Genomic DNA, 17,907 nt, shown 5'->3' with positions numbered 1-17,907 from the left:
AGGCTACTTAAGTAGCCTCCATTAAATTATTTATAATAAAAGTGAAGAATATTTTAGTAATTTACAAGAAATTACTAAAATATTAAATAAATGTACTTTTTTCTTAAAATAAAAAGGAAAATTTTAAAGAATATAGAAATAGTTCATATATAATACAAATTTAAAGTTAAACCTAAAGGATGAAGACTATGACTAAAGTTATAAATATAGTTGGAGATAAATCTAATGTAGGGAAAACCTTTGTAATGGAAGGGATTATAAAAGAGCTTAAGAAAAGAGGCCTTAGTATTGCAACCATTAAACATGATGTTCATGGTTTTGATATAGATAAAGAAGGTAAAGATACATATAAACATAGAGAAGTGGGATCTGAAACAGTAATTATATCTTCTCCAAAGAGATTTGCATTAATAAAGGAAGTTCAAGAAGAAATTCCATTAGAAAAAATTATTGATTTTGCTAAGGATAAAGATGTGATTTTAGTGGAAGGATATAAAAAAAGCCCTTTGAGGAAAATTGAAGTATACAGAAATGGTTATAGTAATAAAGTTATTTCATCAAAAGAAAATTTAATTGCAATTGCTAGTGATGAAGATTTAAACTTTGAGGATGTTTTAGTAGTAAAAAAAGATAATTTTATAAAATTAGTAGATTTAATTTTACAAGAAGAAGATTATAAAATTTAATAATATAATCAATAAAATTTTCTAGAGTATTAGTTTCCTAAGGAATTTCTATGGAGCTTATACCTGAATTTAAATTCACAGGGTACATATTTGAAAAAATAGTATCTCCACATTTATGGGAAGGAAAATAAGTTGATTTAAATATCAATATAGGTGCTATAGCACAATTTAAAATTAACAATGAAAAATGTAAAATAGGGGAATAAACTCCTTTAGGAGTTTATAAAAAAGTAATTTCTTTCAAATTACCTCAATAATTCTTCATTTTATATTCTAAATTTTTAATTTGAGAATGTTGCGACGGGATCAATTTAACAACTATAAATAGTGTTAAATATATTTAAATTTAGACTTATTATTCAAGGAGATATGAATAATAAGTTATTTTATTTTTAGGAGGAATACTGTGAGATCCTTTATTTCTTTAGAAGAAGCTTTAGAGCTTTTAAATGACAGCATAGAAAGTTTAGACATTGAGGAAGTACCTTTATTAAATGGATTAAATAAAGTTTTAGCAGAAAGTGTATACTCTAAAATAAATAATCCTCCATTTAATAAATCAGCAATGGATGGATATGCACTTATTGCTGAAGATGCTTTTATAAATAATAAAATTGAAGTGATAGATAAGGTTTATGCTGGAGGATTTAGTAGAAAAACAGTTACTAAAAATACAGCAATAAAAATAATGACTGGAGCACCAATACCTGAAGGTGCAAATGTAGTTATAAAACAAGAAGACGTAATTATAGAAGATAATAGTATAGTTATAAGAAAAGAAGTTTCAGAAAATCAAAATATTTGTCCTATAGGTGAAGATATCTGTAAAGGAGATTTACTTGTAGAAGCTAATAAAAAACTTAATTATTCAGATATTGGAATTATAGCTAGCTCTGGTATTCATAAGATTAAGGTATATAAAAAGCCTAGAATTGCTTTTTTTAGTACTGGGGATGAAGTTAGTGATTTAAATGAAGACCTTAAATATGGGAAAATTTATAATAGTAATAAATTTTCAATTATTTCAAGACTTATAGAACTTGGATATGAAGTAAATAAGGCTAAGCATATAAAAGATGATTATATAGAAATAGGAAGAATATTAAAAGAGACATCTAAAGATAGTGATATAATTATTACTACTGGCGGTGTATCTGTTGGAGAAAAAGATTTATTAAAAGATGCAATTAAAAGTATAGATGGTGAAATTTTATTCTGGAAAATAACTATTAAACCGGGTTCAGCGGTTTTATGTAGCAAGGTTAATAATTGTATTGTTATTAGTTTATCTGGAAACCCAACTGCTGCATTAACTACCTTTGAACTATTAGTAAAAACTTCTCTTAATAAAATGTCAGGAGAGAAGGATGTTAGAATTATTAGAGATAAAGCTATATTAGCAGATGGAATTATAAAAAAAGATTTTAAACATAAATTTTTAAGAGGATATTTTCAAATAGATAATTGTAAGCAAAAGGTTTATATTACACAGAAAAAATCAGGTAATGGAATATTAAGATCAGCACTAAATTCAAATTGCATTATTGAAATTAATCCTAACAATGAAGAACTGAAAACAGGGGATTTAGTAGATATTATAAAACTTTAGGAGGAAAAATGATTAATAAGACTTTAGCTATATTAGCTGGTGGAAAAAGTAGCAGAATGAATTACAAAAATAAGGCATTATTAATTTATAAAGAAAAAACTTTTATAGAAAATATAATAAATTCAGGGAAAGAATTTAATGAAATAATAATAATAGCCAATAACATAGAAGATTATAAAAGTTTAAATTTAAAAGTTTATCCTGATATATATAAGGGCAATGGACCTTTATCGGGAATTCATTCTGCACTTAGAAATGCTAAAAATAATAAAGTCTTATGTATAGCTTGTGATATGCCATTAATATCTAGGGAAACTTTGGAGCTAATTGGAGGTATAGAAGAAGATTATGAGGTATTAGCTCCTAGCATTAATAATAGACTTCAGCCTATGGGAGCTGTATATTCTAAAAGTTTAATTACTAAAATAGAAAAGGCTTTGTTAAATGGTGAAAACAAGCTTCAAAAGTTTATACTATCTACAAAATATAAAATTTTAGAAAGCAAAATATCAGAAAAGGATTTTTCAAATATAAATACAGAAAATGAATACAAATTATTGGAGGAGATTTAATGTATACTGTGGGAATTATCACTAGTAGTGATAAAGGATATGCAGGTGAAAGAGAAGACAAAAGTGGAGCCGTAATTAAGAGAATAATGGATGAAAAGGGTCTTAAGGTTGAAAGGCAAATTATTCTACCAGATGAAAAGGAAATCCTTAAGAAAGAGTTTATTTACATGAGTGATGAATTAAATTTAAATTTAATTCTAAGTACTGGGGGAACAGGATTTTCTAAAAGAGATATTACTCCAGAGGCAACAAAGGAAGTAATTGAAAGGGAAACTCCAGGAATTTCTGAAGCTATAAGAATGTTAAGCTTAGAAATAACTAAAAGAGCTATGCTATCTAGAGCCGTTTCTGGAATAAGAGGAAATACTTTAATAGTTAATTTACCAGGAAGTCCAAAGGCATGTCAGGAAGCTTTAGATTTTATATTAGATGAGTTAATACATGGTTTAGGAATTTTATTAGGTACAGAAAAGGAATGTGCAAGAAAATAATCATAATATAGGAGATGTTTCATATGAAAATGATTAGTGTATATGATTCAGTTGGATGTATATTATCCCATGACGTTACACAAATAATCCCTGGGGAGTTTAAAGGAAGATTATTTAAAAAAGGTCATATTATAAAGGAAGAGGATATAGAAAAGCTTTTATCAATAGGTAAAGAGCACATATATGTATGGGAACCTAAAGAAGGTGAATTACATGAAAATGATGCAGCTATTAGATTAGCTAATTTAGTTATTGGTGAAGGAGTAAGTAAATCCCCTGAAATAAAAGAAGGCAAAGTAGACTTTTTTGCTGAAAGAGATGGAGTATTAAAAGTAAATAAGGATGAGCTATTTAAGTTAAATTGTTTAGGAGAAATTATAGTATCAACATTACATAATAACACTCCAATAAAAAAAGGTGAGAAAATAGGAGCTACAAGAGTTATACCTTTAATAATTGAAGAAGATAAAATTATTAAAGCAGAGGAATTAATAAAGGAAAAGATTATTTATATAGATGAAATAAAAGAAAAGAAATGCTTATTAATTACTACAGGAAATGAAGTTTATAAAGGAAGAATAAAGGATGCCTTCTTACCAGTAATACAATCTAAGCTTGTATATTATGGTAGTGAAGTTATAAGACAAGTGATTTTACCAGATTCTAAAGAAAGAATAATTGAAGAAATAAAAAAGGGATTAGATGAAAATGTAGATATGATAATTTGTACTGGTGGTATGTCTGTAGATCCAGATGATGTAACACCAACTGCTATTAAAGAATGTGGAGGAGAATTAGTAACTTATGGCTCACCAGTTTTACCAGGTGCTATGTTCCTATTAGCATATTATAATAACACACCTATACTTGGAGTTCCAAGTTGTGCTATGTATTCTAAAAGAACAGTACTTGATTTAGTACTTCCAAGAGTTTTAGCAGATGAAAGATTAACTTTAGAAGATATAGCAGCTTATGGACACGGTGGAATGTGTTTAGATTGTAAAGTTTGTACATTCCCTCATTGTTCTTTTGGAAAGTAGGAGGTTATTATGGATAATAAATTAACTCATTTTGATAATAGCGGAAATGCTAGAATGGTAGATGTTTCTGATAAGAATAAAACAGAAAGAGTTGCCATTGCAGTTTCTAGAATAAGAGTAAGTGAAGAGACTTTATCTCTTATTAAAGAAGGTAAAATAGGCAAGGGGGATGTACTAGGAGTTGCTAGGATTGCAGGTATTATGGCAAGTAAACAAACTTCAAATTTAATTCCTATGTGCCATCCTTTAATGATTTCAAGTTGTAATGTTGATTTTGAAATAAATGACAAAGATATTTGTATTGATATAAAAGCTACAGTTAAAATAGTAGATAAAACTGGAGTAGAAATGGAAGCATTAACAGCAGCCAGTATTGCGGCATTAACTATATACGATATGTGTAAAGCAGTTGATAAAAGAATGGTAATAGAGGGGACTCATTTACTTAAAAAAACAGGAGGAAAGAGTGGAGAATTTAATTTCTAGGAATAGCTCTTTGATTAATAATGAAAGATAAATTTGGCAGAGAAATAGATTATTTAAGAATTTCATTAACTGATAAATGTAACTTAAGATGTATTTACTGCATGGAAGAAAAAGAAAATGATTTTTTTGATGAGGAAGAAAAGCTTTCAAAGGATGAAATATGCAGAATAGTTAAGGCTTGTTCAAAACTTGGTATAAAGAAAATAAGATTAACTGGTGGAGAACCTTTAGTAAGAAAAGATATTGTTGAATTAATTGAAGAAATTAATTCAATTGAAGGTATTGAAGAAATATATCTTACAACCAATGGAATATTACTAGAGGATAAAATTCCGTCCTTAAAAAAAGCAGGCTTAAAGGGTGTAAATATTAGTTTAGACTCATTAAAAGTTGGAATGTTTAATAAACTAACAAGACTTGGGGATTTAAAGAAAGTATTAGGCTCCATAGATAAATGCTTAGAATATGGAATTAAAGTTAAGATTAATTCAGTTATGATAAAGGGTATGAACGAAGATGAAATATTAGATTTTATAAATTTGACTTTAGATAAAAATGTAGATGTTAGATTTATAGAACTTATGCCAATAGGAGTTGGAAGTAAGTTTAAAGGGGTAAGCAATGAAGAAATTCTAAAGTTAATTAATGAAAATTATAGTTATATAGAAGAAGTAAATAAAAATAAAAATGGTGGTCCAGCAACTTATATTAAATTAAAGAATGCTAAAGGGAAAGTTGGATTTATAAGTGCTATTAGTAATTGTTTTTGTGAGGATTGTAATAGGATAAGGCTTACAGCTGAAGGATTCTTAAAACAATGCCTTCACTACAATTACGGTATTGATTTGAAAAAGTTACTTAGAAATGGTGCAAGTGACAATGAAATATTAAATGTAATAAAAGATAATATTTATAACAAACCAGAAAAACATTTATTTTTGAGAAAAAGTGAAAATAAAGAATTAAAGTTTATGAATCAAATTGGAGGATAATTTATATGTGCAAGGTATTAGCTATATGTACAAGTAAACATAAGGGGACATTAAAAAATGAAGTTAATGAAGCAACCTTTATTGAAGAGTTTGGAATAGAAGGAGATGCTCATGCTGGAAAATGGCATAGACAAGTTAGCTTATTAGCTTTTGAAAAAATAGATGAATTTAGAAAAAAGGGTGGAGATGTTGATTTTGGAGCCTTTGGAGAAAATTTAGTAGTGGAAGGCTTTGAATTAAACAAATTACCAATAGGACAAAAATTAGAAGTTGGGGAAGTCTTATTAGAAGTAACTCAAATAGGTAAAGAATGTCATGATAAATGTGCAATTTATTATCAAGTTGGCGAATGTATAATGCCTAAGAATGGTATATTCACAAGAGTTTTAAAAGGTGGAAAGGTTAGTGTAGGAGATAAATGTAAGCTTATAGAAAATGAAAAGAGAACATTTACTCTATAAAAATATTATTTTTACTATAAAAGAAGATATTTATTATATTTAAAATTTGGATTTTATAAATTCAAAAGAAATATAATAATATCTTCTTTTTTATTATGTGATGAATTTATAAAAATATTACTATGTGAATAACTTAAGTAAATCCTTGTAATACTAAATATGAAAAGAATATGAAATAAAGGAGAAATATTATGAAGGTTGTAAGATCCACTTGTAATTATTGCTCAATAGCTTGTAATTTTGACTTTCATGTAGATGATAAAGGATTTATTGAAAGAGTTAAACCAGCAGAAGACTATCCGGTTAATCAAGGTTTTTGTTGTGTAAAAGGTTTAAATTTAGACAAGCAAAATACATTATATGAAAATCCTGTATTGCCCTTATTAAGAAATAAAGAGGGAGAATTAGAACATATATCTTGGGATAAGGCATTTAAATTATTTGCTGATAATGTTAAAAGTATACAAGAAAAGTATGGGAAAGAAAGCTTTGCTTTTTTAAGTACAGGTCAACTTTGTAGTGAAGAAATGGCACTATCTGGACATATTGGTAGAACTTACTTAGGGGGCAATGGAGATGGAAATACTCGTCTTTGTATGGCAACAGCAGTTGTTGCATATAAGGAAAGCTTTGGCTATGATGCACCTCCATACACTTTAGAAGATTTAGAACTATCAGATGTAATGATTTTTATAGGATGTAACCCTGTAGTGGCACATCCTATATTATGGGGAAGAATAAAGAAAAACAAAATTAAGGATAAAAAAATAATAGTAATAGACCCAAGAAAAAGTGAAACTGCTACAAGAGCAAATCTTTGGTTGGATATTAAGCCTAAAACAGATATAAGGCTATTATATACTTTAGCAAATGTGTTAATAGAAAAAGGATGGATAGATGAAGATTTTATAAAAAATAGTACAGAGGATTTTGAAGGCTTCAAAAATCATGTTAAAAAATATGATATTAATGATGTGGAAGAATATACTGGAATATCAAAGGGAAAAGTTTTAGAATTAGCAGAAATAATACATAAGGGAAGAAATGTATCCCTTTGGTGGACTATGGGAGTTAATCAAGGCTTTCAAGCTGTTAGAACTGCACAAGCAGTAATAAATATTGCATTAATGACAGGTAATATAGGTAGACCTGGAACTGGAGCAAATTCTATTACAGGTCAATGTAACGCTATGGGATCAAGACTTTTTAGTAATGCAACTAGTTTCTATGGTGGTGGAGATTTTACTGATATAAATAGAAGAAAAGAAATAGCTAAAATTATGGAAATAGATGAAGAACTTTTACCTAAAAAGCCAACCAAGCCTTATGACAAAATAATAGAAGGAATAAATAATGGAGAAATTAAAGCCTTATGGGTAATAGCAACTAATCCATTAGTCTCATGGATTAATGACTATGAATTTAAAAAAGCTGCTGAAAAACTTGAATTTTTAGCTGTTCAGGATATATATTCAGATACACAAACATGTAGATATGCCCATTTAATTCTTCCATCTACCAGTGGACTAAAAAAAGATGGAACAATAATTAATACTGAAAGAAGAATATCTAAGGTTCAACCTGTTCTCCATAAAAAAGAAAATGAGTTATCAGATTATGATATTATGCTTGGAATAGGTAAAGCATTAGGAATGGGTACTTTATTAGATAAATGGAAAACACCTAAGGATGCCTTTGAACTTTTAAAAAAATGCACAGAAGGAATGCCTTGCGATATGACAGGTGTAGATTATGATAAATTAAATGGCACTAAAGGTATTCAATGGCCTTTTAAAGAAAATGATGTTATTACAGAAAATCAAAGAAGATTATTTGAGGATAAGAAATTTTTTACTCCTAGTAAAAAAGCTAAATTCATATATGAAGAAATTATGAAGCCTCCATATGATAAAAGTGAAGAGTATCCATATATATTAAGTACTGGTAGAGCCACTGTTGGTCAATGGCATACTCAAACAAGAACAAGGGAAATCCCAGATGTAGAAGCCATAATAATGAAACAAGGATACATAAATTTAAACACTGAGTTAGCAGAAGAATTGCGTATTAAAGAAAATGATAAAGTTAAAGTAAGCTCTCCTAATGGAGTAAGTAATGTTTTCCTAGTTAAACTAAATAGAAATGTAAAAAAGGACTATTTGTATGCGCCTATGCATTATATAGAAGCAAATTCAGTTTTACCATCAGTATTTGATACTTATTCTAGAGAGCCGAATTATAAATATGCACCAGTTAAGATAGAAAAAGTAGAGGATGATAATTATGAAGAGAATTAGAATTGATAGGAAAAAGTGTATTGGTTGCTTAACATGTACTACTGCATGTAAGGTTACACATGGATGTAGAGACTATAGAGGAAGAGTAGTTATAAATAGTGAAAGTAGATATACGCCTATATACTGCAGACACTGTACTAGACCTGAATGTGTATATGCTTGTCCTACTGGAGCAATGAGAAGAGATGATGAAACAGGATATGTAATTTATGATAAAAGTAGATGTGCTACCTGTTTTATGTGTATAATGGCATGCCCATATGGAGTATTAAAGATGGATTATCAAACAAATAGAGAAGTTATGAAGTGTGATATGTGTATCTCTCTAGAAAGTAATTACCCACAATGTGTGGCTAATTGTCCTATGGATGCATTAACCTTACAGGAGGTAGAAGAATAATGAAATATGTAATTATAGGGGCATCAGCAGCAGGAATAAATGCAGCTAGAACTCTTAGGCAGTTTAATAAAGAATGTAAAATTACATTAGTATCAAAGGATGAGTATGTTTATTCTAGATGTATTCTTCATCATTTTTTAGATGGAAGAAGAGATATAGAGGATTTAGATTTTACTCCAGATAATTTTTTCCACATGTATGATATAGAATGGATTAAAGGTACAGAAGTGGTTGGGATAGAAGTGAAAGATAAAAAAATAATTTTAGATAATGGAAAGAATATAGGATATGACAAATTATTATTGTCAGCAGGAGCTTCTTCATTTTTACCACCAATAGAAAACTTAAGAACTGCTAATAATGTTATTGGATTAAGAAATTTAGATGATGCAATTAAGATGAAGGAAATGAGTTCTAAAGTGAAAAATATAGCTATATTAGGAGCAGGACTTGTAGGAGTTGATGCATTAGCTGGTCTATTAGATTATGGTGCTAATTTAACTTTAATAGAGATGGGAGATAGGCTTCTTCCATTACAATTAGATAAATATGCAGCAAGTAAGTATGAAGAAAGATTAATAAAAGAAGGAGTTAATTTAAAGTTTGGAGTAAAAGCAGAAAAAGTAGTAGTTGATGAGAATAATAATCCAGTTTCAATAATGCTAAATACTGGAGAAGAGATTCCTTGTGAGTTGATTATTGCTTGTGCTGGAGTAAGAGCAAATATAGGATTTTTAAAGGATAGTGGAATTGAATGTGATAGATTTGGATTAATAATTAATGAAAAAGGTGAAACAAATGTTAGAGATATATATGGAGCAGGAGATATAACTGGTAGGAATCCAATATGGCCAATTGCTGTTAAAGAGGGAATGATTGCTGCAAATAATATGGTAGGAAAAGAAACTTTTATGGAAGATTTTTTTGCTAGTAAAAATACAATGAATTTCTGTGGTTTAGCTACTATGTCTCTAGGTTTAGTTACTAAACCTGATGATACTTATGAAGAGATAATAGATATAGATGGTAAGGATTATAAAAAAGTAATAATTAAAGATGGAGCTATTTATGGAGCTATAATTCAAGGGGATTTATCCTATGTTGGTGTGTTAACTCAATTAATAAAAGAAAAAATAAATGTTAATAAAGTTAAAAAACCTTTGTTTGATGTAGACTATTCTGACTTCTTTAATGAAACAGAAAACTTGCAGTTTGTTTATTAAAAAAGTAGGTGAACTTATTGGAAAATAAAAATATAATAAAAAAAATTAAGAATATGCCAGTACCTATTTTACCTACAATGGTTGGTGCAGCAACTTTATCTAATGTATATCAGACACTAGGATATAATTGGATTAGGCATATTACCATGATAATTACTACTTTAATTTTAATTGCATATATAATTAAGATAACATTATATTTTGATACTTGTAAAAGTGAATATAGTAATACAGTACCAGCAAGTCTTTATGCAGCATTTACAATGCTATTAATGATTTTAGGGTCCTATTATTTTAGTTATAGTAAGGTATTAGGAAAAGGCCTATGGATTATAGGTATAGTATTACATGCAATTCATATATTAGTATTTACATATAGGAATGTATTTTTAGGAGTTAAAAAAGAAACTTTTGTACCAAGTTGGTTTGTAACTTATAACGGAATTATGGTTTCTACAGTAGTTGGAAAGCCTATGAATGAACCTTTTATAGGGAATATTATAGTTTATTATGGTATAACAATATTTATTATAATATTACCTTTTATGATTAGGAGATTAAGAAGAGAGCCTATAAATGAAGCTTTGTTTCATACACAAGCAATTTTGCTTGCACCATCAAGCCTTTGTTTAGTTAGTTATTTAAATTATATAAATAGCCCTAATAAAATTATAATTGGAATTTTATATGCCATAATATTACTGACGTTAGTATTTATAATATATATGCTACCTAAATTTTTTTCCTATACATTTACACCAGGCTTTGCAGGTTTAACATTCCCTATGGCTATTGGGATAGTTGCATCTATAAAAGCTTCTACTTATTTTAATGATATAGGAAATAGTTCTTTATCTTATATAGCTAAAGAAATAAGTGGTATACAAATATATATAACAACTACAATAATAGCATTTGTATTATATAATTTTATTAATATTTTAGTAAAAAGCTATAAAAGTAATTAGAAATAAAGAAGTCAAAGAAAAATTTCTTTGACTTCTTTATTTTTACTTTAAAAACGTGATAATAATCACAGAAGTAAAATGAAAATAAAGTATAATTAAATAGAAGTTTATTTAACTATGCATAAATAAGTGAAATAATTAACATAGTTAATGATTTTAAAGTGATTTAGTATTATTATTGAATTGATTTAGGAGGTAGGCATGAAAAATAATTTACTAAAAAAAATTGAAAATATTCCTGTTCCATTGTTACCAACTATGGTGGGAGCTGCGACATTATCGAATGTTTATTCTACTTTAGGTTATAGTTTCGTAAGACATATAACAATGTGGGTAACTACTATAATTTTATTAACTTACTTAGTTAAAATTATAGCATTCTCAGACACTTGTAAAAAAGAATATTCTAATACAGTTCCAGCAAGTTTATATGCAGGATTTACTATGATAACAATGATTTTAGGATCATATTATTTTGATTATAATAATATTTTAGGAAAAACTCTATGGTTTATAGGAGTAATATTACACGCAATACATATATTAATTTTTACATATAGAAATGTTTTTAAAGGTGTAAATAAGGATACTTTTGTACCAAGTTGGTTTGTAACATATAACGGAATTATGGTTTCAGTTGTAATAGGAGCTTCAATGAAAGAACCTCTTATAAATAAAATAGTATTATACTATGGAATTTCAGCTTTAATAGTAATAATGCCTTTTATGATTTTAAGATTAATTAAATTACCATTAAAGGATGCTCTATATCATACACAAGCAATATTACTAGCACCATCAAGCCTTTGCTTAGTTTCATATTTTAATGTTATAGAAAATCCTAATAAGATAGTAGTTTACTTATTATATATATTAGTTTTTGCTACATTAGTATTTATTTTGTACAAGCTACCAAAATTCTTTTCATTTGAATTTTATCCAGGCTTTGCTGGTTTAACATTCCCAATGGCTATAGGGATTGTGGCTTCAACAAAAATGTCAGGATTCTTAATTAGTAACGGCAATGAATATCTAGGTAATATAGTTAAACAAATATCTGGAATTCAAATATATGTGACAACAGCTATAATATCATACGTATTATTTAACTTCTTCAAGATGTTTTTAAAAGCTATAAAAACTAAATAAAAGTATTATTGAAAATTTGCATCAGATAGATGCAAATTTTTTTTTGAAATAAATATAAAAAAGGTATTCACAAATTATATAAAATAGAGTAATATAATATTATAAAAAACATATCGGAATAGTAGGAAAAGGAGAGAGGAATATGAAAATAGCAAAAAGTTTAGTTCAATTAATAGGAAATACACCATTACTTGAGCTTGAAAATTATAATAATGAAAAAGGTGTTTTAGGAAAAGTTATTGCAAAGCTAGAATATTTTAATCCAGGCGGTAGCGTAAAGGATAGAATTGGATTTGGAATGATAGAAGCGGCAGAAAAAGAAGGATTATTAAATAAAGATTCTGTTATTATTGAGCCAACTAGTGGTAATACAGGAATAGCTTTAGCTTATATTTCTGCTGCAAAGGGATATAGATTAATCTTAACAATGCCTGAAACAATGAGTATGGAAAGAAGAAATTTATTAAAAGCTTTAGGAGCTGAATTAGTATTAACTCCAGGAGCAGAAGGGATGAAGGGTGCTATAGCTAAAGCTAATGAACTTAAAGCATCAATTGAAAATTCAATAATACTTCAACAATTTGAAAATCCAGCAAATCCACAAATTCATAGAGTAACAACTGCAGAAGAAATTTGGAATGATACAGATGGACAAGTAGATATAGTAGTTGCTGGAGTTGGTACAGGTGGAACTTTAACAGGAATAGGTGAAGTTTTAAAGGCAAAAAAAGCAGATGTGAAAATGGTAGCTGTTGAGCCAACAAATTCACCAGTTATTTCAGGTGGAAATCCAGGACCACATAAATTACAAGGTATAGGAGCTGGTTTCATACCAAAGAATTTAAATGTATCAATAATAGATGAAGTTATAAAAGTTGAAAATGAAGATGCATTTAAAGCATCAAAGGATTTAGCAAGGACAGAAGGATTATTAGTAGGAATATCATCAGGTGCAGCAATAGTTGCAGCAACAGAATTAGCAAAAAGAGAAGAAAATAAGGGCAAAAATATTGTAGTTATTTTACCAGATACAGGAGAAAGATATTTATCTACTGATTTATATAAATAATTTATTAATAAGTCATTGCTATTTTTAGTAATGACTTTTATTATATAAACTATAGAATAAAAGAAAAAAGGTGATTAAGTGAAGATTTCAACTAAAGGAAGATATGGATTAAGGGCTTTAATTGACCTAGCTATTAATATGGATTCTGAAAATGTTACCATTAAAGCTATATCAGAAAGGCAGAATATATCTGAAAGATACCTAGAACAAATTTTTTCATTATTAAGAAAAGCAGGTATTATAGTAGGTAGAAAAGGTGCACAAGGTGGATATAGTTTAGGAAAAGATATAAGGGAATTAAATATACTAGAAATCTTAAAGATTCTAGAAGGCGATAATATTTTTATAGATATAAATAATAAGGAAGAAAATGAATTAGAAGACTTTATAAATAAGAATTTATGGAAGGATATAAACATTAAAATTAAAGATTATTTTAATTCCATAACGTTAGAAGATCTAGTAGATAACTATAAGAAGTCAAAAGATACTCTTATTTATTATATATAAAAAAGGAGCTGTTCAGCTCCTTTTTTTATTAGAAATATTTAGCATCTAATTCATTTGATATTGAGATGTTGTAAATATAAGAATTAGATACTTCAATAATAAATTGTTTTTGTTCTTCTTCAGTAAGATTTAGCTTAGCTATAGTCATAAGATATTTCATTGTATAAGCTTTCATGTCACCTAAGCCTTCGTAATTATAATATTTTAAAGCCTCTTCATTAACATTATACTCTTCTTTTAATAGAGAATAGAACATTCTACCTCCAAATAAATCAGCTAAAAATTTTATATAAGCATGAGCTATTAATAGCTTTGGATTGTTTTCAGCAATAGTATTTATCTTATCTACATAAGCTAAAGTAGAAGAAAGAACTTCAAAATCTTTATTATTGCCTAGAGCCTTTACGTCATTTCTAATTGCTTCTGTTCTAAAAAGTTCAGTTGTAACAAAAGGCTTAACATCTTCTAAATCCTTATATTTATTTAAATTTGTTTCAATAGCATCATATACAAAAGATAAGTTATAAATATATTCTGTATAACTTTCTAAGTTTGCACCTTTAGCAAGAAATCTATGAGTAAAGCCTGAATTTTCAGTTGCTTTATGAAGTATCTTACTTTTATCCCTAATATCATTCATAAAATTGTTCATATAAACACTCCTTTGATAATTATTATCGATTAATATTAATTTAATATTACTCTTTTCAGTATAAAATATCAAATTTTATTTAAGATAAAATAATATGCATTTTCTCATAAATGCTTTAAATATTAGCAATTTTCAAAGTTTTTTGAACAATGTTCATTTAAAAAATTAAATATATAAATAGTAGAAAAAAATTGTGAATTTAGGAAATCAATAAATTTAAATGTATTTCATTAAACATAAAAAATATCATTTGTTATTAGATAATGTTTTTTATAAAAAATATAGTTAAACTTTAAAAAAATGGTAATTACCTTAGCCCAAAAAGAGGTTAGCAGATATTGTAATAAATTCGCATAAATGCTAATATGTAAATGATATCAGAGAAAGGTGGATGATGGTTCTTATGATAAAAAATAATTCTAAAAGCTTAAAAAAGTTTATACTGATTTTTATTGCTAATTTAGTATCTTTATTTCTAATTGCAGGTGTAATTTCTAGCTTAAGAGGATTTCACTTTAAGGATGTACTTTTCATTGAAGGAATATTAATTTTAATGATAGTATTACTTTCTTCAATTAGTGGGAAAAATCAAAGCTTATCTTTACAAGAATTTGGACAAATTAATCCACAGTATTTTGCCAACATAGTTCTAGAAAATAATAGTACAGAAAAAGAAAGAATAGTTTCAGCTTCTAATATTCAAATTAATATGGACTTAATTAGCTCTTCTATACTAATAGGATCTGTTGTGGTTTTAATTAGCAGCTATTTAATATAATAAGTAATTTTTATAGTAAGTATTCTAAAATAAGAATACTTACTTTTTTGTAATAAATTATTAATATAATCTAGTTAGGAGATTGTTGTTTTGATTATTGTTATAAGAATCAATAAAATATATATCTATATTCTATTATTATTAGTCCTTATTTTTTTCTTAGCTTTATTTTTAAAAGATAGCATAAGAGAATACTTTAAAATAAGTTATAGAAATTACTATAATATTCATATTTCAAAAGAAAAAACTCCTTACGGAGTTTTAAAATACTATGCACTTAGCTTATATTCTTCTAAAGCTTTTGATAATTGATCAGGGCAAGAAGTACCTTTGTTACGGCAATCTATTCCTCTAAGCTTATTTATTGCATCATCAATATTCATTCCAGACACTAATGCTGATATTCCTGTTAGATTTCCTTGGCAACCTCTAACAAATTCTACACTCTTAATAGTGTCCTTTTCAATATCTAAGTGAATTTCTGTTGCACATACCCCTTTAGTCTTATAAATAAACATATATTATACCTCCAAAATTTATTGCAACATTATTATATAATCATATTTCTTAAAAATAAAGTAATTTGTTGAATTTTAAGCGAAAAGATAAAATTATGGTCCGAAAAAAAAGCTTAAACATATAATATAAATGTATATATTATAATAAGGAAATGAAGGTGGGATAGGATGAACTCTTTAATTGTATGTAATACTGGTAGTGATTGTATTAGTAAAATATCCTTGGTAAAGTCACTTGATCTAAGTGTAGATTATAAAGAAATATTACTAACTATAGGGGAAAAACCACTAGGACCAAATGGGATTTATATCAAAAATAATATAGCTTATGTAGCTAATAGTTATAGTAATTCTATTTCTATTCTAAATATGGATACCTTAAAGGAAATAGATTCTACTTATATTGGAGAGCATCCCATTGATTTAATTGGCTATAATAATAATTTGTATATTGTATGTTCTGAATCTAATTCTGTTGTGGTATATGATATAGAGGAAAATAAAATAATATTAGAAATAAAAACTAACAATTGGCCCTATAATATCGAGTTAAGCAAAGAATTAGGGCTAATTTTTATCACTAATTTTCAAAGCAATAATATATCTGTAATTGATATATTATCTAATAATATAGTAGGAGAATTAACTACATTAGAATATCCTACTAAGGTTAAGGTTTCAAAGGATGGTAAACTACTATATGTTTGTGAAAGTTATATGGGAGATGAAAATAATGGATATATAGAAGTTTTTGATTTAATTACATTAAAATCATTAAGGAAAATAGAAGTAGGAAGAGTACCAATAGATATTATCGAAGACGAAGATGTATTATATATATGTAATTTAATGGATGGAAGCATATCTCTAATAGATAAGTCAACTTTAAATAAATTAACTGAGTTAACAATTGGGGGAATGCCTAGATCAATAGTTAAATATAGAAATATACTATATGTTGGAGACTATTTTAATGGTAGAGTGATATGTTTAGACTTGAGGAATAATAATACAAAAGCCATAACAGTAGGGAAAGAACCTAATGCTATGACTTTATACTAGTTTGAATCATTAAATAAAGCGTTCATAATTTTATTATATATATCAGAAGGGTTATCCTTCCACCTATTGCATAGAGATACTGCTTGTTTTTTTGTAGGGACTGAAACCTTTAGAGATATAAGTAAATTATCATTTTCTAAGGCTTGTAGGTCTACAATAAAGGAGTCATCTTCTCCAAGGGTATAATCACTATGAATAGTTAATTCTTTTTTTATAGAGTCTACTATTGAAAGAAGGTAATCGTCGATTATCTTCTTTTTAATTGAAGAAATCCTATCAGAAAAGAATGAAAGTGTATTGGTACCTTTTTCAGTAATACGAATAAGATTCTTTTCATTAACTATTTCATATCTCAAAAAATCTGAAGTGATAAGTTCACTAATATACTGCTGAAGAGTGAAGTAATTTATAAAATTATTTTCTAGTATAATTTCAGTTAATTGAGTATTAGTAATAGGATGTTTTAATGAATCAAGTACATATAATACTAATAATTTATTTTCTGCTAATTCAGCTGAGTTTTCGTACATATTAAACCTCCATTTAGAAAGTATAGATTTATTATAACATAATATTTAAAAATTTCATAACTACATATTATTGTCATTAATATAAAAAAAAAGAATATAAATTAAATAAATCACTTAATAGGAGAATTTATGAATAGAAGATATAGAGTTGGATTAAGCTTACTATTATTACTTTCAACAATAATAATATCTATCTTCTTCACTGAAAAAGCTAAATCTAGTTTAGCGGAATTTAAAAATGATAAACCTATTTATAGGGTTAAAACTGAAGAAAAAGTTGTATCTATTACTTTTGATATAAATTGGGCTGAAAAAGAAGAATTATATAACATATTAGAGGTACTAGATAAATATAATGTAAAGGCAACCTTTTTTATAATGGGAGGTTGGGTTAATTATAGTGATGAAAATATA

At 27.1% G+C, this 17,907-nt stretch carries 21 protein-coding genes and 1 riboswitch; of the genes, 18 read left to right on the top strand and 3 right to left on the bottom strand.

The genetic code is table 11. The annotated features are described in order from the left end of the window. Window positions 1-188 precede the first annotated feature (188 nt). The 15 genes from mobB to HUJ77_RS06805 all read left to right on the top strand — a co-directional run bounded on the left by mobB (window position 189) and on the right by HUJ77_RS06805 (window position 13,953). Window positions 189-686: a molybdopterin-guanine dinucleotide biosynthesis protein B gene (gene mobB, locus HUJ77_RS06875; RefSeq protein ID WP_291707838.1), complete on the top strand. Its 498-nt coding sequence runs from the start codon at window positions 189-191 to the stop codon at window positions 684-686. A 6-nt stretch (window positions 687-692) separates the two neighbouring features. Then, window positions 693-828: riboswitch (molybdenum cofactor riboswitch) on the top strand. A 264-nt stretch (window positions 829-1,092) separates the two neighbouring features. Then, window positions 1,093-2,295 carry a molybdopterin molybdotransferase MoeA gene (locus HUJ77_RS06870; RefSeq protein ID WP_291707837.1) on the top strand — a complete coding sequence of 401 codons (1,203 nt, stop codon included), beginning with the start codon at window positions 1,093-1,095 and terminating at the stop codon, window positions 2,293-2,295. Window positions 2,296-2,303: 8 nt separating this feature from the next. Continuing rightward, complete coding sequence (locus tag HUJ77_RS06865) at window positions 2,304-2,867, top strand: molybdenum cofactor guanylyltransferase (protein ID WP_291707836.1); 564 nt, start codon at window positions 2,304-2,306, stop codon at window positions 2,865-2,867. Further along, entirely contained in the window at window positions 2,867-3,358 is a 492-nt protein-coding gene (locus HUJ77_RS06860) for a MogA/MoaB family molybdenum cofactor biosynthesis protein (RefSeq protein ID WP_291707835.1), read from the top strand. The genes HUJ77_RS06865 and HUJ77_RS06860 overlap by 1 nt, the downstream gene beginning before the upstream one ends. A gap of 23 nt (window positions 3,359-3,381) precedes the next feature. Further along, entirely contained in the window at window positions 3,382-4,398 is a 1,017-nt protein-coding gene (locus HUJ77_RS06855) for a molybdopterin-binding protein (protein WP_291707834.1), read from the top strand. Window positions 4,399-4,407: 9 nt separating this feature from the next. Then, the gene (moaC, locus tag HUJ77_RS06850; RefSeq protein WP_291707833.1) at window positions 4,408-4,884 is read left to right on the top strand and encodes a cyclic pyranopterin monophosphate synthase MoaC; all 477 of its coding nucleotides are present in this window, start codon (window positions 4,408-4,410) and stop codon (window positions 4,882-4,884) included. Window positions 4,885-4,904: 20 nt separating this feature from the next. Next, on the top strand, window positions 4,905-5,876 hold the full coding sequence (gene moaA / locus HUJ77_RS06845; RefSeq protein ID WP_291707832.1) for a GTP 3',8-cyclase MoaA: 972 nt from the start codon (window positions 4,905-4,907) through the stop codon (window positions 5,874-5,876). Window positions 5,877-5,881: 5 nt separating this feature from the next. Then, entirely contained in the window at window positions 5,882-6,337 is a 456-nt protein-coding gene (locus HUJ77_RS06840) for an MOSC domain-containing protein (RefSeq protein WP_291707831.1), read from the top strand. Window positions 6,338-6,528: 191 nt separating this feature from the next. Next, complete coding sequence (locus HUJ77_RS06835; protein ID WP_291707830.1) at window positions 6,529-8,634, top strand: molybdopterin oxidoreductase family protein; 2,106 nt, start codon at window positions 6,529-6,531, stop codon at window positions 8,632-8,634. Further along, on the top strand, window positions 8,621-9,034 hold the full coding sequence (locus tag HUJ77_RS06830; protein WP_291707829.1) for a 4Fe-4S dicluster domain-containing protein: 414 nt from the start codon (window positions 8,621-8,623) through the stop codon (window positions 9,032-9,034). The genes HUJ77_RS06835 and HUJ77_RS06830 overlap by 14 nt, the downstream gene beginning before the upstream one ends. Further along, window positions 9,034-10,257, top strand: a complete 1,224-nt coding sequence (locus HUJ77_RS06825; protein ID WP_291707828.1) for an FAD-dependent oxidoreductase — start codon at window positions 9,034-9,036, stop codon at window positions 10,255-10,257. Before HUJ77_RS06830 ends, HUJ77_RS06825 begins: the two co-directional genes overlap by 1 nt. A 17-nt stretch (window positions 10,258-10,274) precedes the next feature. Beyond that, window positions 10,275-11,225, top strand: a complete 951-nt coding sequence (locus HUJ77_RS06820) for a TDT family transporter (RefSeq protein ID WP_366032963.1) — start codon at window positions 10,275-10,277, stop codon at window positions 11,223-11,225. Window positions 11,226-11,426: 201 nt separating this feature from the next. Continuing rightward, on the top strand, window positions 11,427-12,374 hold the full coding sequence (locus HUJ77_RS06815; protein ID WP_291707827.1) for a TDT family transporter: 948 nt from the start codon (window positions 11,427-11,429) through the stop codon (window positions 12,372-12,374). 142 nt (window positions 12,375-12,516) lie between these two features. Beyond that, window positions 12,517-13,443 (top strand): cysteine synthase A, encoded by a 927-nt coding sequence (cysK, locus tag HUJ77_RS06810; protein ID WP_291707826.1) that lies wholly within the window; start codon window positions 12,517-12,519, stop codon window positions 13,441-13,443. Between the two features lie 78 nt (window positions 13,444-13,521). Continuing rightward, the gene (locus HUJ77_RS06805; protein ID WP_291707825.1) at window positions 13,522-13,953 is read left to right on the top strand and encodes an Rrf2 family transcriptional regulator; all 432 of its coding nucleotides are present in this window, start codon (window positions 13,522-13,524) and stop codon (window positions 13,951-13,953) included. Window positions 13,954-13,981: 28 nt separating this feature from the next. On the opposite strand, the gene HUJ77_RS06800 is transcribed toward HUJ77_RS06805, so the two are convergent. Beyond that, window positions 13,982-14,605, bottom strand: a complete 624-nt coding sequence (locus tag HUJ77_RS06800) for a biliverdin-producing heme oxygenase (protein ID WP_291707824.1) — start codon at window positions 14,603-14,605, stop codon at window positions 13,982-13,984. Between the two features lie 403 nt (window positions 14,606-15,008). Here HUJ77_RS06800 and HUJ77_RS06795 point away from each other — a divergent pair, with 403 nt between their 5' ends. Beyond that, window positions 15,009-15,383 (top strand): hypothetical protein, encoded by a 375-nt coding sequence (locus tag HUJ77_RS06795; protein ID WP_291707823.1) that lies wholly within the window; start codon window positions 15,009-15,011, stop codon window positions 15,381-15,383. A 269-nt stretch (window positions 15,384-15,652) separates the two neighbouring features. Here HUJ77_RS06795 and HUJ77_RS06790 read toward each other — a convergent pair whose 3' ends face one another. Continuing rightward, on the bottom strand, window positions 15,653-15,901 hold the full coding sequence (locus HUJ77_RS06790; RefSeq protein ID WP_291707822.1) for a TIGR03905 family TSCPD domain-containing protein: 249 nt from the start codon (window positions 15,899-15,901) through the stop codon (window positions 15,653-15,655). A gap of 168 nt (window positions 15,902-16,069) precedes the next feature. On the opposite strand from HUJ77_RS06790, the gene HUJ77_RS06785 reads away from it, so the two are divergent. Next, a complete protein-coding gene (locus HUJ77_RS06785; RefSeq protein WP_291707821.1) occupies window positions 16,070-16,963 on the top strand; it encodes a YncE family protein in 894 nt (297 codons plus the stop codon). Here HUJ77_RS06785 and HUJ77_RS06780 read toward each other — a convergent pair. Continuing rightward, window positions 16,960-17,493 carry a DUF4364 family protein gene (locus HUJ77_RS06780; protein ID WP_291707820.1) on the bottom strand — a complete coding sequence of 178 codons (534 nt, stop codon included), beginning with the start codon at window positions 17,491-17,493 and terminating at the stop codon, window positions 16,960-16,962. The two genes, HUJ77_RS06785 and HUJ77_RS06780, sit on opposite strands and share 4 nt — an antisense overlap. Window positions 17,494-17,622: 129 nt before the next feature. On the opposite strand from HUJ77_RS06780, the gene HUJ77_RS06775 reads away from it, so the two are divergent. Then, on the top strand, window positions 17,623-17,907 hold a 285-nt coding region (locus HUJ77_RS06775), incomplete at its 3' end, for a polysaccharide deacetylase family protein (RefSeq protein ID WP_291707819.1).

The organism is Clostridium sp. (assembly GCF_021443865.1).
Lineage (GTDB): Bacteria > Bacillota > Clostridia > Clostridiales > Clostridiaceae > Clostridium.
Note: the sequence above shows the minus strand (reverse complement) of the source record. Positions and strands in the feature narration are given on the sequence as shown.